An 18561-nucleotide genomic window follows, 5' to 3' on the forward strand; every position below is an offset into this window, starting at 1 on the left:
GACCTTGGACAGGCAAGTGCGACCTTGAACACCGAACGGCGACCTTGAACAAGTAATTACTTGTTCAAGGTCGCCGTTCGGTGTTCAAGGTGCTGGCTTCAGGCCGGGATCGGGCTCAGAGTCAGAGGCGGCGGCGGGTTCGTAGGTAGTCGCCTACTACTGCTGCGCCTAGGCCGTCTGGGTCGGGGGCTAGGACTCGGCCGCCGCTTCGGCGGGCTAGTAGGTCTACGAATTGGTTGAGGCGGGGGTCGTCACCCAGGCGGAAGATGGAGACGGTGGCGCCTAGTTTGGCTAGGCGGTCTACCTCGAAGATTGTTTTGCGGAGGGTGGCCGGGCGGGGTGGGTAGTCGAACTCCGCGGTGCCGTCCGGTTCCAGGTGGGCTGTTGGTTCTCCGTCGGTGACCATCAGGACTACCGGTTGGGCGTCGGGGTGGCGGCGTAGGTGGCGGCCGGCCAGCAGGAGGGCGTGGTGGGCGTTGGTGCCTTGTTCCCAGGTGCCTTCCATGCCGATCAGCTGCGGTAACTCCACCACCCCGGCATACCGGCCGAAGGTGATCAGTTGGAGGGCGTCGTTGCGGTAGCGCGTGGAGATGAGTTGGTGCAGGGCTAGGGCCGTGCGCTTCATCGGTAGCCAGCGGCCTTCCTGGACCATCGACCAGGAGGTGTCGACCAGCAGCGCGACCGCGGCTCGGGCCCTGTGTTCTGTTTCGGCGATCTCGACATCGGCTACATCCAGCCGCACCGAGCCGTCATGAGCAGCGCCGGCGGTTCGCAGTACCGCGTTGCGCACCGTGCGAGGTACATCCCACGGCTGGGTGTCGCCGAACTGCCACGGGCGCGTTGACCCACTCAGCTCGCCGGCCGCTCCAGCCGAAGCCGCATCCCGCTCGCCGGACTGGCCACGCGCAGTTCGCAGTACGTCGGAAAGCGCCGTCTGCCCGAGTTGCCGCAACGCCTTCGGGGACAACTGCAACGTGCCGTCAGGCGCACGCTCCAACAGCCCCTGATTGCGCAACTCCCGCTCGAGCTCCGACAACCTCCGAGCGTCGACCGTCGCCTCGTCACCGAGCTGCCGGGTCAGCGCATCGAGGTCGATATCCTCCAGCCGAGCCCCCGGATACGACTGCGCCAACTGCTCAGCCAATGCATCCAGCTCCGCCAGATCCGACATCGCCCGAGCGCCCTCGGCCAACCCCAGCGGATCGTCACCACTCATCCGCTCAGACCCCGACCAGTCCTCTCCCGGCCGCAACGCCTGCAGCTGAGCATCGAGATTCGCCAACTGCTGCGACAGTTGCGGATTCCCGAATGCCTGCTGCGAAAGCTGAGCCAGCTCGGCTCGTTGCTCCGGCGTCATCGAGTTGAGCATCCGCTGCGCAGCCGCCGCCCGCGCAGCCAGTACGTCGATCAGCTCATCGACATTGCGCGGATTCTCCGGGAAGAACTCGCCATGCTTGGCCATGAACTCGCCAAAGAGCTCATCGATCTGCGGATGCCCCTGCGCATGCGCAGCAAGCAGCGCATTGAGATCGGCCAGCATCTCGTTGATCCGCTCGATGTCCTCAGGCGTCGTGTTCTGCAGGGCCTCCTTCATCCCCTCGAACCGCGACCCCAGCAACTCACGCCCGAGCAGCTCGCGAATCTCCTCGTACTTCTGCCGCGCCTCGCTCGACTGCCAGTCGTAGTCGGCCAACTCCCGCACAGCCGCAGCTGTGCCGGACGGCAGCGCGTCCAACTGCATCTCCCGGAACCGCGCATCGTCCGACGGATTCGGGAACAGGTCATGTCGCTCGGCCTCGAGCGCTTCGTCCAGCAATCGCTGTACGTCGCGCAGGGTGCCGTCCAGATTGTGGCGCCGCTGGATCTCCCGGCGCCGCTCCCACAAGCGACGCGTCAGATCGTCGAGCCCTTGGGTGTTGCGAGTACCGCGCCGGAGCAACTCCTCCAGCGCGGATCTCGGTGACGAGCCGCCCATCACGTCGCGGCCGAGCTCGTCCAGCGCGTCCCGCAGATCCACCGGCGGGGCGAGCGGGTCAGGACCGTCGTGCCACGGTCCGTACGACCAACCTTCCGGTAGTTGCGACATCTCAGGCCCCGTAGACGGTCGTGTCGTCGTCGGCGTCCTTCGCCAATCGCTTGGACAGGTAGAGCGCTTCCAGCGCCAACTCGACCGCCGCCGCGATCCGGCCGGGTGAGTCGTCGGGCGAGACCCCGGCACGCGCCGCCACGTCGTGCAGTACCGGCAGCTCGGGCAGCGCAGACAGTACGTCGCGACCCGGAATCCGCTCACCCGTCGTCACCATGTGGCCTTGGGCAACGGCATCTGCCAACGGCGTCAGGTCAAGTCCGGCGAACCGCTCACGAGCGGTGTCAGCAACGGACCGGCGCAGGAGGTACTCGAGCAGCTCCGTCTCGCGCCCTTCCTCACCCGGCTCGAACTCCAGCTTCCCCCGCAGTACGGCGGGAACAGCCTCGAGGTCGACCGGCCTCGCGACGGCCGGCTCCTCACCGGTGATCGCGGAACGCCGAAGCGCAGCGGCCGCAACCGTCTCGGCAGCGGCGACGGCAAAGCGCGCGGACACACCCGAGCGCTGGTCGATCGCGGTCGACTCGCGCAGGTGCCGGACGAACCGGGCCAGTACTTCGAGCAGCGGCTCTCCCACCTCCGCCGTGAGATGCGATTCCTGCCGTACGACATCCACCTCGGCGTCGATGTCGAGCGGGTAGTGCGTCCGCACCTCGGCGCCGAACCGGTCCTTCAGCGGGGTGATGATCCGGCCGCGGTTGGTGTAGTCCTCGGGGTTGGCCGTTGCCACCAGCAACACGTCGAGCGGCAGCCGCAGCGTGTACCCGCGGACCTGGATGTCGCGCTCCTCCATCACGTTGAGCAGCGCCACCTGGATTCGCTCGGCCAGGTCCGGCAGCTCGTTGATCGCGACGATGCCGCGGTGCGCGCGCGGTACGAGTCCGAAGTGGATCGTCTCGGGGTCACCGAGGCTGCGACCCTCGGCGACCTTGACCGGGTCGACGTCGCCGATCAGGTCGCCCACCGACGTGTCGGGGGTCGCGAGCTTCTCGGCGTACCGGAGGCTGCGGTGCAGCCAGGCGACCGGCAGGTCGTCACCGAGCTCGGCGGCGCGGCGCTTGGACGCGGGCGTGATCGGGTCGAGCGGGTGCTCGGGCAGCTCGGCACCCTCGATCACCGGGGTCCACTCGTCGAGCAGGCCGATCAGGGTGCGGAGCAGGCGGGTCTTGCCTTGTCCTCGTTCGCCGAGGAGTACTACATCGTGCCCTGCGATCAGGGCGCGCTCGAGCTGGGGAATCACGGTGCGGGAGAAGCCGACGATGCCGGGCCAAGGGTCGCGACCCGCACGCAACTCCGTCAGCAGGTTGTCGCGGATCTCGGCCTTGATCGAACGGGGGACGAATCCGGCGGCGCGCAGCTCGCCGGCCTTACGGGGAAGATCAACAGGTGCACTGGTCACCCAGACGACGTTAGCTCGCTCTTCCAGCGCACGCCCGTGAAATCTCAACTTGTCCATGGAGTGACCCGGCCGGAGTTGAACAAGTAGGTCGGAGTGAAGGTGACCGTGGTCCAGGGTTGGTCCGGGGCGTTGCGGGCGACGAAGTGGTTGCCGTCGGCGGGGGCGGTTGGGTAGAGGTCGTACTCGACGACGGGCTCCTCTGCGAAGGCAAGGCGATCGCCGGTGGCCTGAGAGGTGAGGACCAGACGGTCGGCGCGGTGGGTGACCTCCATCCGGACGCTTGCTCGCTCGTAGACGCCGACATGCTCGTGACCTGCGGGAATGCCCTCGATCGGCTCCGGCGGGAGCGGCACGGCGGCGCCCACATGGTGCGTGAAGATCTCCGAGGCGAGCTGGTCGAAGAGGGCCGGGGCGTTGGCCGAGTTGGTCAGCAGGCAGACGGCCAGCCGGGCCTCCGGATCGATGCGGAGGAAGGCGAGTTGGCCGACCGTCATACCGTCATGGCCGAAGAGTTTGCGGCCTGACCAGTCGTAGAGCCGCCAAGCTTGACCGACTGCTTCGAACCCTCCGGTCGCGCCAGGGACGGCGACCTGCGGCTCGCGCATTTCGGCATAACCATCAAGATGCAGTCGGGCGAACTGCAGCAGGTCGGCCGCACTCTGGGCGATCAGGCCGGCTGGGCCGATGCTGCGCGGCAGGTTCCAGGTTTTCACCGGTACGCCGTCCGCGGTGTGGCCGAGGGCATTGCGGTGCAGGATGGCTTGCTCGGGGAGGGTCGTGGTCTGGGTCAGGCCGAGTGGCTCGATCAACCGGGCTGCGAGCGATTCGTCCCAGGTGCGGTTGTCGAGGATCTCGATGAGGCGACCGAGCAGGACGAAGCCGGAGTTGCAGTAGGAGTACGCAGTACCGGGTTCGAAGAGTTGGTCCACGTCGGCCAGCAAGGCCACGTACCGCTCCAGGCAGTCGTCGCCGCGGCCGGTGTCGGTGAACAAGTCGCCGTCGATGCCGCTCTGGTGCGTGAGCAGGTGCCGGACGGTGATCCGGCTGTCGATCGGCGCCTCGGGCAACACCTTCACGACGGCGTCGTCCAGCGAGAGCTTGCCCTTAGCAACCAATTGGGCGATCAGGGTCGCGGTCCAGGTCTTGGTGATCGACCCGACCTGGAAGAGCGAGCCGGCCGTGACCCCGACACCGGTCGCGCGGTTCAGGACGCCGTACGGCGTGATGCTCTGCTCACCGTCGGCCCAGATCCCGAGCACCGCGCCCGGTACCGCGGCCCCGGCGGCCAACTCTTCCAGGCGGGAACTCCAGTCAGGCATGCAGCCAACCTACTTGCCGTTCGTCACCTCTTCGAGAATGGCCCGGATCGCCGCCCAGGCGGCCGATTCGTCCAGCCCGAGCGCCGTCAGCGTCTCGGTGGCGACACTGGCCGAGTCACGGTAGAAGGCGAGCAGGACATGCTCGGTGCCGACGTAGTTGTGGCCGAGTACGAGCGCTTCGGCCACCGCGCCTTGGAGGACGTGCGCAGCCTTGCGCGTGTACGGCGGATTGTCGGCGTTCAGCGCGGCCTCGACGTCCCTCGGCGTACCGGCCGCCTTGGCCGGACTCTGCTCGGCGACGGCCGCGGCGACCGCTTCCTCGGTGATGCCGCGCGCCAGCAGAACACGGGTCGCGAGCGACTCAGGCTGGCCGTACAAGGCGAGCAGCAGGTGCTCGGTGCCGATGAACGGGTGGTTCATGCCACGGGCAACCTCCTTCGCGCCGGTCAGCACGGCCTTGGTGCGCGGGGTGTACCGATCGAGGGCCGGCTGGGCCGTCCAGGAGTCGGCGAAGCGTTTGTGCGCGGCCTGCTTGCTCACGCCGAGCACCGCGCTGATCTCGACCCAGGACTTGCCGGCGCCGCGAGCGCGATCGACGAAGTATCCGAGGGCGGCATCGCTGGTATTGGTCAGCTCGCTGATCGTGCCGGCGGCAGTGCCGAGCTGGTCGAGGACGTCGTCGGAGGCGGCGTCCTCGCGGATCGTGTCGATGAGTTGCTGAAGGTCGGGCCCAGGAGTCATGTCGTCAACGCTAGGTTGACTTTCAGGCGAAGTCAACCATGGGTTGACGACTCAGCACTGGTGCCGAACGAATTCGGTCAGCGCCCAGCCGGTTCGGCCGTCCGCGAGCTGGACGTGCACCCAGGAGGCGCCGTCGCGTTCGGCGATCGGGGTCACCTGGTCGCCGCGGAAAACCTTGGCGACCACCGTCTTGCTGCGTGGCGCGTCCCGTACGGTCGCATCCTGCGCGCAGACGGTCAGCTTGGTCGCCGGGGTCTCATGCCCCTGCGCCAGCACGGTCGCCGCGACGCCACCGACCAAAACGACCGGCACCGCGACGGCGGCCCACCACACCATGCGCCGACGGCGTACCGGTGCTTCAACCACAGCGCCATTGGCTGCAGCCTCGACAGCGGCGGCGAAGGCGGCCGCGCTCGCATACCGCTCCCCCGGCTCCTTGGCCATCGCTCGACGGACCACCTCATCGAAGCCAGCCGGTACGCCGTACAGGCTCGGCGTCGGCGGCGGGAGGATCGCGACGGCGTACGCGAGCTCCGGCAAAGTCCTGCGATTGAAGGGCCGCTCGCCGGTCAACAGAGTGAAGAGGGTGCCACCGAGCGCGTAGACATCGGTGGCGGCCGAGACCGGATCGCCACGCCACTGCTCGGGCGCCATGTAGGCGACGGTCCCGGCGACCGCGCCGAGCGAAGGACCTGAGGGTGAGCCGCTCTGCAGCCAGCCGGCGCCGCCACTGAGGTCCACTCCGGTACTCGACTCGAGGCTGACTAGCTGCCGGGCGACACCGAAGTCGGCGACCATCGGGCGGTCGCCGTCGAGGATGATGTTGGCCGGCTTGAGGTCGCGATGGATCACGCCCGCGTGGTGCAGTACGTCGACCGCCTCGGCGACCTGAGTCATCAGCTCGACCGTGCGCTCAGGAGTCAGCGGGCCCTGATCTTCCAGCAGGCGTTGGAGATCCGGGCCGCTCAGCCTGTCCATCACCAGCCAGGCCTGATCGCCCTCCCCGCCCACCTCGTGAACCCGGACCACGCCGGGGTGGACGACGGCACCGGCCAGTCGAGCCTCCCGGCGAAGCCGGTCACGGTACTGCGGGTCGACCAGCTCGGGATGCACCAGTTTGACCGCGACGGCCGCCCCATCGGCCAGTCGGCTCGCTTCGTACACCACCCCTGTCGCACCCGCACCCAGCGGCTCCGCCAGGCGGTAGCCAGGTACTTCGACGATCACGGCTCGCACACTAACCCCCACTCTCCGGATCCGGAAGGGATTCTGCTGCCATCCCGATCAGTGGTTCCAGCTGTGCCAGCTCGGCGAGCACGAGCTGGCGGAACGCCTTCAGATCCTTGGGTTCGTCACCAACTCTGCGCAGCGGTGAGAGCAGTTGTTTGACGCCCTGCCCGAGGGGGTCGTCGTCGGCCTCGTCCACGATCGGGATCAGCTCTCGCGCCTCGGCCAGCGCCTGGCTGAGCAGGCGGAGCCGGATCGGCTGCTCGAGCAGCAGGGCGGAGATCCGGAGCATCCGCCGGGCAGCCTTCAGCGCGACCTCGCCGGTGAGCGGCTGCGTCTCGCGCCGGTCGCGGAGCTGGTCGATCCACGGCTCGACGGTCTCGCCGCGCCAGATCGGCCCGGAGGACAGCTCGGCGTCGGGCTCGGGGATGCCATGGCTGCGGCGCCGGCGCCAGGCGGTCACCAGTTGCCGGTTCAGGCCGAGCGCCTCGGCGATCTCGGCGATCCCGTAGAAGCGCTCGCGATACGGGTCAGCCTCCTCGACGGGCAGCGGACGTGTGCTGTTCACCGGGCCAGCGTATCCACTGAGTACACCTATTGCCATCTCTGGCGACACGCCTTACCGTCATCTCAGCTTACAAACTCTTGGAGGTTGAGATGACACGCAAGGCTCCTGTCGCGCTCGCCGTCGCCGCGCTGGCCGCGGTTGGACTCGCCCTCGGCACCGGTACGCCGGCCGCCAACGCGGTCGAGGTTCCGCGGCACGCGATCAACATCTGCCAGAGCGCGACCATGTACGAGAACTACAACTTCTCGATCCCCGGCCCGGTCACCTACATCCGCACGCTCGGCTACGGCGACAAGATCGGGCACACGCCGGGCAAGCACCCGGTCTACAACGGCTGGGCCTCGATCCAGGACTTCGGCCCGAACGACTGGGGCTTCATCCGCGAGGAGTGCATCGGCGGCTACGACAGCTGGTGATCTCCGCACGCTCTCTGAAATTCCGCCCCGTTTTAGAGGAGAAACCGCAATGAATCGAGTACTTCGTACTGCCGCCGCCGGTGCCGCACTGGTCGTCGTCGGGCTGGCCCTCAACACCACCCAGGCGCAGGCAGCCGATGGGCATCTCGGCGTACGGGAGACCGTGTGCGCCACCGACCTGCAGTTCCGCACCGAGCCGGGTGGCGCCCGGGCCGGCACCCTGCACTACGGCGAAACCTTCAAGATCGACCAGATCATTCCGGGCTGGGTGCACGGGTTCGCCTACGGGACGATCAACCACAACGGCTGGGTCCAGGACGGCTGGTTCTGCTGATGTCCGTCGCGAAGCGCGCGCTCGTCGCACTGGCGGCCGGAGCGCTGGCCGCCGTCGGGTTGAGCCAGCCTGCTCAGGCGATCAATCAGTACGTGACGATCGGCAACGTGCCGAAGCCTGCCGCCGCCTGCAACAACCACGGGGTGATGCCGGCCGGCGGCTGGCTGGCCAACAAGTCGTGCGGCTACGTGATGGGGACGGCGATCGCCGGTACCCGCTTCGACGTGAGCACGACGACGGCGAACAACTTCCACTTCGGACGTTGGCGAGCTGGTGACGGTACGAGCTTCTGCGCCTACCTGGTCCCCGGTGCCCTCGACACCTCGCACTCGACGCCTGTCGCCGACAGCTGCAGCAGCGCGACCAGCGACCGCCTGGTCCACCGCCGCACCTTCGGCCGAGACTTCGACGTCGCCCCGCACACGGGCAACGGCGCGATCGTCGTACGCATCAACCCGTCGGCGTGCACCGGCTACTACAACTACTTCACCGACAGCACCTACGCCACCGGCTCCCTCCGCGACCCGGCCGGCTTCCCCCTCCCCACCACCGGCGGCTACCGCTACACCACCGCCGACAACGGCGCATCGATGATCCGGGTAGACGACGCCACCGGCGAAACCATCTGGCTCTTCGTCGCCCGCTCCTGCATCAACTCCCAACTCCCCACCAACCTCAACAACGACAACGACTAACTCCCCCCAGCCGCTCACCGCCCCCTCCGCTCCGGGGCCGGTGGGCGGCGCCGGAGCGGAGGGGGCGGTGGGCGGCGCCGGAGCGGAGGGGGCGGTGGGCAGCGCCGGAGCGGAGGGGGCGGCGGGCAGCGCCGGAGCGGAGGGGGCGGCGGGCGGCGCCGTGCGCGACGGTGCTGCGAATTCGAGGTTCCCGCAAGGCCCGGCGCACCCCCCTTCCGCCCCGGGCTGAGCACAGCCGATCCCCAGGTGCGGGCCACTGGCAGGTTCTTGGCCCCCTACCGCCCTGCAGCTCGCCAGCGGCCAAACAACCCGTCAGCCGACCTCGCAAATCAGTTGCCTGAGGCACCTTGTGCTCCACCTGAGCATTCCCCGCCGCCAGATCCGCTCACGTCGAGCACAAAGTCACCAAAAACCGGCCAGCCCGGCCGCCGTCACCCCACAACGCGACTCGCCTCGCCATCAGCACCCCGCCAACCGGCCAACCTGCCTCGCCACCCCACAACCCGACTGCCTTGCGGACGTCCCCCCACCACGACCCACCTTGCGATCAGCACCCCGCAACCCGACCCACCTTGCCCAAACATCCCTGGGCCCAGACCCCTCCGCGGGATCCCGACAGCTGCGTCCTTCCCTGGTCGAGGCAGTGTGGGTCAAGAGTCGAACTTGTTCGATCCCGAAGGGACGCGAAGCGCTCTTGACGCGCACTGACTCGACTAGCACAATCCCGCAGCGGGAGCCCGCGAACCACAGTCCCCTTAGCTCAGCACCCCGCAACCACAGCGCCCTCACCCGAGTACTACGCAGCTATTGCCGGCTCGGGGCTAGGGTGCGGGGGTGCAGCCACTGGGTGATGTGATCGGGGCGGGTTTGCGGGTGCTTTTTTGTGGGATCAACCCGGGATTGGTGTCGGCGGAGACCGGGCATCACTTCGCTAGGCCGGGGAACAGGTTCTGGCCGGCGTTGCATTTGGCTGGGTTTACGCCGCGGCAGTTTCGGCCGGATGAGCAGCGGGAGCTGCTTGAGCTGGGGCTGGGGATTACGAATGTGGTGGACAAGCCGTCGGCTCGGGCTGATGAGTTGACGAGGGCCGAGTTGGTTGCCGGGGGCGAGAACTTGGTCAAGAAGGTGCTCGAGTATCAGCCTCGGTGGTTGGCGGTGGTGGGGGTTACGGCATACCGGGATGCGTTCAACGAGCGCAAGGCGGTGATGGGCGAGCAAGCCAAGCGGATCGGGGAGACCCGGGTTTGGATCCTGCCCAATCCGAGTGGGCTGAATGCGCATTACACGCTGCCCAAGCTTGCGGCCGCCTACGCTGAGCTGGAGAAGGTCAGCGCAGACGGCGGCTGAGGGCTTTCAGGCCAGGGCCTTGCGCAAGGTGGTGATCGCGAGGTTGATCGCGGTTTCGGCCGCGTGGGTGTCGCGCATCGCGTCGACCATCACGAAGTCGTGGATGATGCCGGCCAGCCGGACGGCCGTGACCTCGACGCCGGCTTCGCGGAGCTTGGCGGCGTACGCCTCGCCCTCGTCCCGCAGTACGTCGGCCTCGCCGGTGATCACCAGCGCCTGGGGCAGGCCGCGGAGCTGTTCGAGGGTCGCCCGCAGCGGTGACGCGGTGATCTCGTTCCGCTGCGCCTCGTCGGTCGTGTACTGATCCCAGAACCACTTCATCCCGTCGCGCTGCAGGAAGTACCCCACGGCGAACTCCTTGTACGACTCCGTGTCGAAGGACGCGTCGGTGACCGGGTAGAACAGCACCTGCTGCGCGAACCGCACGTCGCCCCGCTCCTTCGCCAGCAACGTCACCGCCGCGGTCATGTTGCCGCCGACGGAGTCGCCCACGATCGCCAGCCGGCTCGCGTCCAGCTCGTGGTCCTTGCCAGAAGCAACGATCCACCGGGCCACCGCGTAGTTCTGCTCCAGCGCGACCGGATACTGCGCCTCCGGCGACAGGTCGTACTCCGGAAAGACCAGCGCCGCCCCCGCCCCGACCGCCAGCTCCCGCACCAGCCGGTCATGCGTGTGCGAGCCACCGAAGACCCAGCCGGCGCCATGAATGTAGAGGATCACCGGCAGCGGACCGGTACTCCCCGCCGGCCGGATCACCCGAACCCTCACTGCACCGTCACCAGCCGGGACGGTCAGCCATTCCTCGTCGACCGGAAGCTTCGGGTAGTCGGTGGTCTGCACGTCGTCGACCGCCTTGCGGCCTTCGTCCGGCGGCAACTGGAACAGGAACGGCGGGACGCTGGTCGCGTCGGCGAAAGCTTGGGCAGCAGGCTCCAGAACGGTCATCGAAGTACTCCTCCATTGAGTTCCGAGGGCGGAGAACGAGCGTTCTCCGCCGATGTCCAGTACTCTAGGAGAACGTTGGTTCTCCGCGCAAGCGGCACGGCAGAGGAAGGCGATATGACGATCGACACAGCGACCGCGCAGCAGCAGGTGCTCGACGCGGCGGACGCGCTCTTCTACGAACGCGGCGTCCAGGCGGTCGGCATGGACGCGATCCGGACCGCGTCCGGCGTCTCGCTCAAGCGGCTCTACCAGCTGTTCCCGTCCAAGGACCACCTGATCGAGGCCTATCTGCACAAGCGCGACCTGCAGTGGAAGTCCATGCTGGCCGAGCACGTCGACGCGGAGACCGATCCGCGCGAGCGCATCCTCGCGGTCTTCGACTTCCTCGACGACTGGTTCCAGGAGAAGAGCTTCCGCGGCTGCGCCTTCATCAACTCGTTCGGCGAGCTCGGCACGGTCTCCCCCGCCGTCGCGGAGCTGGCCCGCAAGCACAAGGCCGGCTTCCGCGACGCGCTGGCCGAGCTGTCCGAAGCGGCCGGCGCAAAGGATCCGCAGCGCCTGGCCGACTACCTGATCCTGCTCAGCGAAGGCGCGATCACCACCTCCGTCTTCACTGAGTCCGCAGCCCCGGCGACCCGCGCCCGCGAAGCCGCCGAACTCCTGATGGCGGCCAATCTCCCGTCCTGACTCCACCATCGAGCAGGATGTGAGGATGCGAGCGACCGAATTGCTGACCGCCCTCGACAAACTCCCGTACGGCGAACGCGTCCAACTAGTCGCCCGCGAGGCCCGCCGCGGCTCCCCCGACCTGCCCACGCTGATCGCCGAGCTCGACACCGGCGACACCTTCGCCCGGACGATCGGCCTCCAGCTCGCCCAGATCGGCGGCGACGTCGAGCACATCACCACGCTCCTCAGCGACCCGCTGTTCCAATGGCGCGCGCTCGCCGCCGCAGGGCGCGGAGTACCGGTGTCCGACGAGGCCCTGCAGAGCCTGTACGCCGATGCGCCCGCGGCCCTCCGCACCCGCATCCTGGGCGTCATCCGCCGGACCCGGCGGGAAGCCCTGGCCGCGCGCCTGATCGACGAGCAGCGCGAACGCTGGGGCGACCGCGCCGCGGCCGGCCTGCTCAGCAGCACCGACTCGGCAACCGTCGAACGCCTCCTGCCTGACCTGGCGTACACACTCTCGTCAGGCGATTGGGCCCGACTGGCCACTCGCCACCCGGAAGCCGTTCTGGACCACGCCTCCCGAACGCTGCCCGAGGAGACCATCTACCGGACCGAGTGGTGGAACAGCGTCGCCCACGGCGTGGTCGCGGCGATCGACAGCCATCCGGAGCGCGTGTTCGAGCTGATCCGGACAGCGATGCCGCGGTACGACCTTCCGTGGCCCGTCATCAGCATCATCGGCCGGCTCGCCGACCTCGACCCAGCCGGCCTGCTCGAGCTGCTGCTGGCACCCGACCGGGCGAGGGCGCTGCATCGTGCTCTCACTCCTGCGCTCCGGCGAAGGTTGTACCGGTTCGCCGACGGCGAGCTGATCGCCCTCGGTCGCCTGCTCTGGCCTCAGGTCGCCAACCTGCTGGCCGACCTCCCGCCGGCCCGCCGATCGACGATCTTCGAAGGCGTGGCCGCCACCATCGAGCTCGGCCGCACGGAGCTGCCCGATGAGCTGCTGACCGTCCTCCCGCGGCGACTCCGGCACGAGCAAGCCCGCCGGCTGATCGAGGTCTTCCAGGACCGCGATCCAGAACGGCAGTGGTTCTACAGCGGCTACCTGCCCTTCGACGAGGCGTTCGCCCGGCTCGGGCCGGAGGTCAACCAGCCCGAGGCGGGGGCACGCGCCGTCGTCTACCGTTCCGTCATCGCGAGCGCCGGGCACTCGCGCGAACCGGAGTCGATCGAGAAGGCGCTGAGCTGGGCGACCAAGGTCCGCAACGACCAGGACCCGGTCCGGGACGCGGTACTGGACGAAGCCACTTCGTTGCCGCCGTCGCAGCTGACGGACCTCCACGTCGACGCGCTGCAGACGCTGCTGACCGATGCGCTCGAAGCTCGCGATCTCTCCTGGAGCTCCCGCGCCTCACTCAACCAGCTCGCCGAGACCGCGATCAAGCAAGGTGCCTTAGGCAACCATTTCGCCTTGCTGGACTGGGGTCTCCGGGCCCAGGCGCGACTCGCCGACAGCACCGGCACGGTCAACCTGTCCGGACTCGTCGACGGTCTGCCGCGCGGCCGTGAGCACCTCGTCTATCACGCGTTGCGGCCGTACGTCGAAGCGGCGGCGAAGCGTCAGGAGTTCGGACTCGCCTTCGCGATCGCCGAAGCATTCGGCCGCCGGGGCTGGCCCATCGACGACCTGCACCTGGTGCTCGAACAGGCCGTCTGGTCGAACAAGGAGTACACGGTCGACCACGCCGCCCGGCTCTGGCTCGCTCCCCCGGCGACCCGGGCGGAACGCGTCGGCCGGATCATCGACCGTGAAGTCGGAATGGCCCGTTGGGACTCCATCTGGGCAGCCGTCACCGAGGTCCGCACGGATCTCCTCGACCCGGTACTGGCCGCGCCCGACCGGATCCGCCGCTTCACCCGCAACCACCCTGCCTGGCACGTCTCGCCGGTCGCCCTGCAGCGCTGGCTCCCCCGCCAGCACAGCCGGTACGCCGAACTGGTGGCAGCCGCCGCCAACGACACCCGCATGCCCGAGTGGGCGCGCTCACGGGCCGTCTCGACGCTGGGCCGGTTGCCGGGCGTCGGACGAGCCGCTGTCGAGCCGTTCCTCGGTAGCGAGCTGGTGGTGCTGCAGGAAGCGGCCCTTGGAGCACTGGCCTGGATCGACCAGCCGGAGACGGCTCTACCCGTGCTGCTCAGCTATGCGGGTGACGACCGGGCGCGGGTGGCTCTGTATGCGGCCAGTCGGGCTGCACGATTCGCCAAGCCGAGCACCCTGGCGGAGACGTTCCGGCCGGTGCTGCTGGGTGAGGGTATGAAGGTGACGTCGCGCAAGGAGGCTGCGCGGCTGCTCGGAGTACTGCGTGCCGAGGGCGCTAGCGAAGTACTGGCTGAGGCATGGGCTGGTGCCCATCGGGATGTGCGGGCCGCGATCACCAGTGCCGCTTCGCAACATCTACTGCACGAGCCGGAGGCGTGGGCGTTGCTGCAGGAGGCCGTGCACGATTCGCCGGCGACTGCGGAGGCGCTGGTGCAGCGGGCGCCGTTGAGCATCGCCGCGCAGTACAGGTCGCGGTATGCCGACCTGCTGATCGCAGTGACCAACCGGCCGGAGTCCCCGACCGTAGGAGCTGCTCTGCGGTCGCTAGCGGGTTGGGCTCCCTACAATCCGGCAGTGGCACCGGTTTGCGCCGCCTTCATCACCGACCTCACCAACCGCAGCAATAACTGGAGCGACGCAGCCAACGCGCTCTCGGGCATGATCGCCGCCGGGCACGGCCGCGATGAGCTGATCTCCGCCGTCAGGCTGCTGGTCCGCTTGGAGAGCAAGCCGGACGTACCGAACGCCGAAGCCGACCGCGACCACCCCGCCCGTCAGCGCCTGACGCTGCTGATGGCGAAGGTCGGCGGCGCGGTGGACTGGACCAGCAAGCAACCGCTGCTCGACGCGGCCGCCGAACTGGTGGCACCTGAGTACCTGGCGCTTCGCGTTCAGCCGATGATCTGGGCACTCGACTGGACCGAACCGATGACCGGCCTCACCGAGGTCGCAGACCTGATGGCCGACCGTCCTCTGGTGATCGCCGCAGCTGCCCAGCAACTCCGCTACCGCCTACACAGCCCATCCCACCGAACCGCCACCAAGACCCTCGCCCCAGCAACCGAACTGGCCCGCACCGGCCGCGCGGTGGACGGCCATCTAGCACTGGCGATGGTGGCAGCCGCCTCCGACAACTCCGCCTGGTCCCCTGCCTGGCGCGCCTTACTGGCCGACCTCCGCAACCACCCCACGCCGGATGTCCGCTACGCCGCCTTGGACCTGACAACTGCCAGCGAGTACTAGCGGGTTAGTCGTCCTCGGCGGCTTTGCGGGCGGCGGCTTTGCGGCGTTTGCCTTCGTGCATGGCCACTACTCGGGCGATCGGGATCTCGTGGCCCTCGGCGATCAGGTCGGCGGGGAGGGCTTGGGGCGCGGGGAGTTGGTCTGCCCATGAGGTTTTGAGCAGGGCCGGTGCCGTTTTGACGGTGAAGTCTCTGGGGGTGATCTGCTCGACGTCGGCCCAGCCGACCGGGAAGGAGACCGTCGTGCCGGGGCGGATGCGGGGGCTGTAGGCGGCTACGACGGTGGCGCCGCCGGCTCGGGTGGAGTCGACGAAAACCTTGCCGTGGCGTTCTTCTTTGACGTACGCCGTGGTCGCGAGCACCGGGTCGATCCGGGCGGCCCGCGCGGCGATCGCCCGCGTCGCAGCGGCCGCGTCCTCGATGGTGACTGAGTCATCGATCGGTACATAGACGTGCACGCCCTTGGCGCCGCTCGTCTTCACCGCTCCATCCAGCCCGAGGTTGGCGAGTGCCTGCTTGACCAGCAGAGCCGCCTGTACCGCCAGCGCGAACGTGTCGTCGCCTTCCGGCGGGTCCAGGTCCAGTACCAGCTGCGTGACCCGATCCGGCCGATCGAGCCGCATCAGCGCCGGGTGGTACTCGACCGCCCGCTGATTGGCGAACCACAGCAGCGTCCGGCGGTCGTCGCAGACGGCGTACGACACCTCCCGCTTGGACGCCTCCGCCCACACCTGCACCGTCCGCACCCACTCCGGCGTGTACTTCGGCACGTTCTTCTGCATGAACGACGGCTGCCCCGGCCGGATCCGAACCACCGACAACGCCCGCTCCTGCAACCCCACCAGCATCTGCCCATGCACCGCGTCGAGGTAGTCCACCAGGTCCCGCTTGGTCGCCTCGGCCCCATCGAACAGCGGCTGATCCAGGTTGGTCAGCGGTACTCCGTCACGCGTCTCGTCCGGCTTGCTCGCCATGACAGGAGCCTAAGCGCTGACCGAGTTCAACGAGGTCGTTCCGCTCCGGGTGATGTCGTAAATCGGCGGTGCCGATCTCCGTCAGCGAGATGCCTTCCGCTGGTACAAGGGCTTGCTCAAACTCAGAGCACCCAAACGCCGACGTGCCCGAGACATGTCGGACGCGACCGGCGCAGTACAGGTCGACCGACCGTCGACCCCCGCCCCAAGGAGCAGTTGTGAAACGAAACAAGACCAGGTTGGCCGCGGTCAGCGGTCTCCTCGCCGGTGGGCTGGTGATGACGCCCTTCTTCGCCGCCCACGCCGACCAGGCTCCTGCCGGCGCCGTCGGTCGCGAGCCGAGCTCGCTGGCTGCCGACGAGCAGGCGCACGCCCCGGCGAGCGCCTCCGCGCTGGGCCTGGCATCGGGCGAGAAGCTGACCGTCAAGTCGGTCATCGAGGATGCGGACGGCGGCACGCACGTGCGGTACCAGCGCACGCTCGACGGGCTGCGCGTGATCGGTGGCGACCTGGTCACCCACAAGGACGCGAAGGGCGCCATCGAGGACGTCACGTACAACCTCGGCCGCAAGAGCGTCGCGCCCGCGTCGCGGACCGCCAAGATCTCCAAGGCGGCCGCGCAGGCCAAGGGACTCGCCACGGCCCAGGCCACCAAGGACGAGAAGACCGCTGCGAACGAGCTGGTCGTTCTGGTGACCGACCAGGGTCCGAAGCTGGCGTACGACGTACTGACCACCGGCCTTCGCGCCAACCAGGTCCCGACCCGGCTGCACACGTACGTCGACGCCGGCACCGGCGCCGTGCTGCTGACCGACGACGAGATCAAGACCGGTACCGGCGACGGCATCTTCGCCCACAACGTCTCCATCACCACCACCGCCAAGTCGGGCGGCGGGTTCGAGATGAGGGACGCGAGCGGCAACACCGCCACCGACGTCCACAACCAGGGCGACCCCAACACCGGTGAGGGCCCCGACGGGGACATCTTCACCGACGCCGACGACAAGTGGGGCACCGGGACGAACTCCGACCGCGCGTCCGCCGCTGTCGACGCGCTCTACGGCGCGCAGAAGACGTTCGACTACTACAAGACCCAGCTCGGCCGGAACGGCATCTGGAACGACGGCCGCGGTGCCCGCTCGCGCGTTCACTTCGCCAACGCGATGGTCAACGCGTTCTGGGACGGCACCCAGATGTCGTACGGCGACGGCGCGAACAACGCCGCCCCGCTCACCGAACTGGACGTCGCCGCGCACGAGATGAGCCACGGCGTCACCGAGAACACCGCGGGACTCGTGTACACCGGTGAGGCCGGCGGTCTCAACGAGGCGAACTCCGACATCTTCGGTACGGCCGTCGAGTTCTACGTGAACAGCCCCAACGACGTACCGGACTACTACATCGGCGAGCTGATCAACATCCGTGGCGACGGCGCGCCGTTGCGCTACATGGACAAGCCGAGCAAGGACGGGGCGTCGAAGGACTGCTGGTCGTCGACGCTCGGCTCCCTCGACCCGCACTACTCCTCGGGCCCGCTGAACCACTGGTACTACATGCTCTCCGAGGGCTCGGGCGCCAAGACCGTCAACGGCGTCAGCTACAACTCCCCCACCTGCAGCGGCGCCGCGGCCGTGACCGGCATCGGTCACGCGAAGGCCGAGAAGATCTGGTACCGCACGCTGGCGACCTACCTCACGTCGTCGAGCAAGTACTCCAACGCCCGGACCGGCGCGATCAAGTCCGCCAAGGACCTCTACGGCCAGGGCTCGGCCGAGTGCCAAGCCGTCGAGAAGGCGTTCACGGCCATCGCCGTCGCGGCGACGACCGAGACGTGTGGCACGGGCAACCCGGACCCCGGCTCCCCGGCGGTCACCAACCCCGGTTCCCAGACGAGCACGGTAGGGACGGCTGACACGCTGCAGCTCGCAGCGACGGGTGGCACCACGCCGTACTCGTGGTCGGCGACGGGTCTTCCCGCGGGTCTCACGGTCAACGCCTCGACGGGTCTGATCTCCGGTACCCCGACCACCGCGGCCACCTCCACCGTCACCGCGAAGGTCACCGACGCCGGGGGCAAGACGTCCAGCGTGTCGTTCTCGTGGGTCGTCTCCGGCGGCGGTGGCGGGGGGACGTGCACCGGCGCCCTCACCTACAACGGCAGCCTCACCGCAGGCGGCAGCAAGACGTTCCCTGCCTTCAGTGACTCCGACGCGGGCCAGCTCAAGGTCTGCCTCGACGGGCCGACCGGCGCGGACTTCGACGTCTACCTGCAGAAGCTGTCCGGATTCTCCTACGTGACGGTTGCCCAAGGCATCACCCCGAACCCGGACGAGTCGTTCACCTACAACAACACGGCGGGCACCTACCGCCTCGTGGTGAAGTCCGACTCCGGATCGGGCGCGTTCACGGCCACCGTGGCGGAGTGACCTCGGCCTGATCGGTTTTGCAGCAGCGGCACCTCTTCGAGCGCTTCGGCCTCGGGGAGGTGCTGCT

At 68.4% G+C, this 18561-nt stretch carries 15 protein-coding genes; 7 read left to right on the plus strand and 8 right to left on the minus strand.

All coding sequences use genetic code 11. The annotated features are described in order from the left end of the window. Positions 1 to 121: 121 nt before the first annotated feature. From AB0M15_RS39425 to AB0M15_RS39450, 6 genes are read right to left on the minus strand one after another with little or no spacing between them, the layout of a single operon-like run. Complete coding sequence (locus tag AB0M15_RS39425; RefSeq protein WP_363831502.1) at positions 122 to 2086, minus strand: VWA domain-containing protein; 1965 nt, start codon at positions 2084 to 2086, stop codon at positions 122 to 124. A gap of 1 nt (position 2087) precedes the next feature. Next, the gene (locus AB0M15_RS39430) at positions 2088 to 3485 is read right to left on the minus strand and encodes an ATP-binding protein (protein ID WP_363831505.1); all 1398 of its coding nucleotides are present in this window, start codon (positions 3483 to 3485) and stop codon (positions 2088 to 2090) included. A gap of 44 nt (positions 3486 to 3529) precedes the next feature. Beyond that, entirely contained in the window at positions 3530 to 4804 is a 1275-nt protein-coding gene (locus AB0M15_RS39435; protein ID WP_363831508.1) for a serine hydrolase domain-containing protein, read from the minus strand. Between the two features lie 9 nt (positions 4805 to 4813). After that, positions 4814 to 5545 (minus strand): Clp protease N-terminal domain-containing protein, encoded by a 732-nt coding sequence (locus AB0M15_RS39440; RefSeq protein WP_363831511.1) that lies wholly within the window; start codon positions 5543 to 5545, stop codon positions 4814 to 4816. Between the two features lie 51 nt (positions 5546 to 5596). Continuing rightward, complete coding sequence (locus AB0M15_RS39445) at positions 5597 to 6772, minus strand: serine/threonine protein kinase (RefSeq protein WP_363831514.1); 1176 nt, start codon at positions 6770 to 6772, stop codon at positions 5597 to 5599. A gap of 10 nt (positions 6773 to 6782) precedes the next feature. Beyond that, the gene (locus AB0M15_RS39450; protein ID WP_363831517.1) at positions 6783 to 7340 is read right to left on the minus strand and encodes a hypothetical protein; all 558 of its coding nucleotides are present in this window, start codon (positions 7338 to 7340) and stop codon (positions 6783 to 6785) included. Positions 7341 to 7429: 89 nt separating this feature from the next. On the opposite strand from AB0M15_RS39450, the gene AB0M15_RS39455 reads away from it, so the two are divergent. The 4 genes from AB0M15_RS39455 to mug all read left to right on the plus strand — a co-directional run bounded on the left by AB0M15_RS39455 (position 7430) and on the right by mug (position 10132). Then, positions 7430 to 7756 carry a hypothetical protein gene (locus tag AB0M15_RS39455; protein WP_363831520.1) on the plus strand — a complete coding sequence of 109 codons (327 nt, stop codon included), beginning with the start codon at positions 7430 to 7432 and terminating at the stop codon, positions 7754 to 7756. Between the two features lie 49 nt (positions 7757 to 7805). After that, entirely contained in the window at positions 7806 to 8090 is a 285-nt protein-coding gene (locus AB0M15_RS39460; RefSeq protein ID WP_363831523.1) for a hypothetical protein, read from the plus strand. Beyond that, positions 8090 to 8785, plus strand: a complete 696-nt coding sequence (locus AB0M15_RS39465; RefSeq protein WP_363831527.1) for a hypothetical protein — start codon at positions 8090 to 8092, stop codon at positions 8783 to 8785. The genes AB0M15_RS39460 and AB0M15_RS39465 overlap by 1 nt, the downstream gene beginning before the upstream one ends. 834 nt (positions 8786 to 9619) lie before the next feature. Beyond that, positions 9620 to 10132, plus strand: a complete 513-nt coding sequence (mug, locus tag AB0M15_RS39470) for a G/U mismatch-specific DNA glycosylase (protein WP_363831531.1) — start codon at positions 9620 to 9622, stop codon at positions 10130 to 10132. Positions 10133 to 10138: 6 nt separating this feature from the next. Here the strand turns inward: mug and AB0M15_RS39475 are convergent, their stop codons facing one another. After that, positions 10139 to 11077, minus strand: coding sequence for an alpha/beta hydrolase (locus tag AB0M15_RS39475; RefSeq protein ID WP_363831534.1), 939 nt, complete (start codon positions 11075 to 11077; stop codon positions 10139 to 10141). A gap of 114 nt (positions 11078 to 11191) precedes the next feature. Between AB0M15_RS39475 and AB0M15_RS39480 the strand changes: the two genes are divergently transcribed. Both AB0M15_RS39480 and AB0M15_RS39485 read left to right on the plus strand, forming a co-directional pair. After that, on the plus strand, positions 11192 to 11764 hold the full coding sequence (locus AB0M15_RS39480) for a TetR/AcrR family transcriptional regulator (RefSeq protein ID WP_363831538.1): 573 nt from the start codon (positions 11192 to 11194) through the stop codon (positions 11762 to 11764). A 25-nt stretch (positions 11765 to 11789) separates the two neighbouring features. Continuing rightward, positions 11790 to 15095: a hypothetical protein gene (locus tag AB0M15_RS39485; protein ID WP_363831541.1), complete on the plus strand. Its 3306-nt coding sequence runs from the start codon at positions 11790 to 11792 to the stop codon at positions 15093 to 15095. Between the two features lie 4 nt (positions 15096 to 15099). On the opposite strand, the gene ligD is transcribed toward AB0M15_RS39485, so the two are convergent. Next, positions 15100 to 16068, minus strand: a complete 969-nt coding sequence (ligD, locus tag AB0M15_RS39490; protein WP_363831544.1) for a non-homologous end-joining DNA ligase — start codon at positions 16066 to 16068, stop codon at positions 15100 to 15102. Positions 16069 to 16286: 218 nt separating this feature from the next. Between ligD and AB0M15_RS39495 the strand changes: the two genes are divergently transcribed. Continuing rightward, positions 16287 to 18494, plus strand: coding sequence for a M4 family metallopeptidase (locus AB0M15_RS39495; protein WP_363831547.1), 2208 nt, complete (start codon positions 16287 to 16289; stop codon positions 18492 to 18494). The last annotated feature ends 67 nt before the right edge of the window (positions 18495 to 18561 follow it).

It is taken from the genome of Kribbella sp. NPDC051718 (assembly GCF_040681515.1).
In the GTDB taxonomy this organism is placed as follows: Bacteria; Actinomycetota; Actinomycetes; order Propionibacteriales; family Kribbellaceae; genus Kribbella.

Coding starts and splice junctions, on each gene's coding strand:
- AB0M15_RS39485 (WP_363831541.1), top strand. CDS start 11,790: ATGCGAGCGACCGAATTGCTGACCGCCCTCGACAAACTCCCGTACGGC.
- AB0M15_RS39460 (WP_363831523.1), top strand. CDS start 7,806: ATGAATCGAGTACTTCGTACTGCCGCCGCCGGTGCCGCACTGGTCGTC.
- AB0M15_RS39465 (WP_363831527.1), top strand. CDS start 8,090: ATGTCCGTCGCGAAGCGCGCGCTCGTCGCACTGGCGGCCGGAGCGCTG.
- ligD (WP_363831544.1), bottom strand. CDS start 16,068: ATGGCGAGCAAGCCGGACGAGACGCGTGACGGAGTACCGCTGACCAAC.
- AB0M15_RS39455 (WP_363831520.1), top strand. CDS start 7,430: ATGACACGCAAGGCTCCTGTCGCGCTCGCCGTCGCCGCGCTGGCCGCG.
- AB0M15_RS39440 (WP_363831511.1), bottom strand. CDS start 5,545: ATGACTCCTGGGCCCGACCTTCAGCAACTCATCGACACGATCCGCGAG.
- AB0M15_RS39435 (WP_363831508.1), bottom strand. CDS start 4,804: ATGCCTGACTGGAGTTCCCGCCTGGAAGAGTTGGCCGCCGGGGCCGCG.
- AB0M15_RS39480 (WP_363831538.1), top strand. CDS start 11,192: ATGACGATCGACACAGCGACCGCGCAGCAGCAGGTGCTCGACGCGGCG.
- AB0M15_RS39425 (WP_363831502.1), bottom strand. CDS start 2,086: ATGTCGCAACTACCGGAAGGTTGGTCGTACGGACCGTGGCACGACGGT.
- AB0M15_RS39475 (WP_363831534.1), bottom strand. CDS start 11,077: ATGACCGTTCTGGAGCCTGCTGCCCAAGCTTTCGCCGACGCGACCAGC.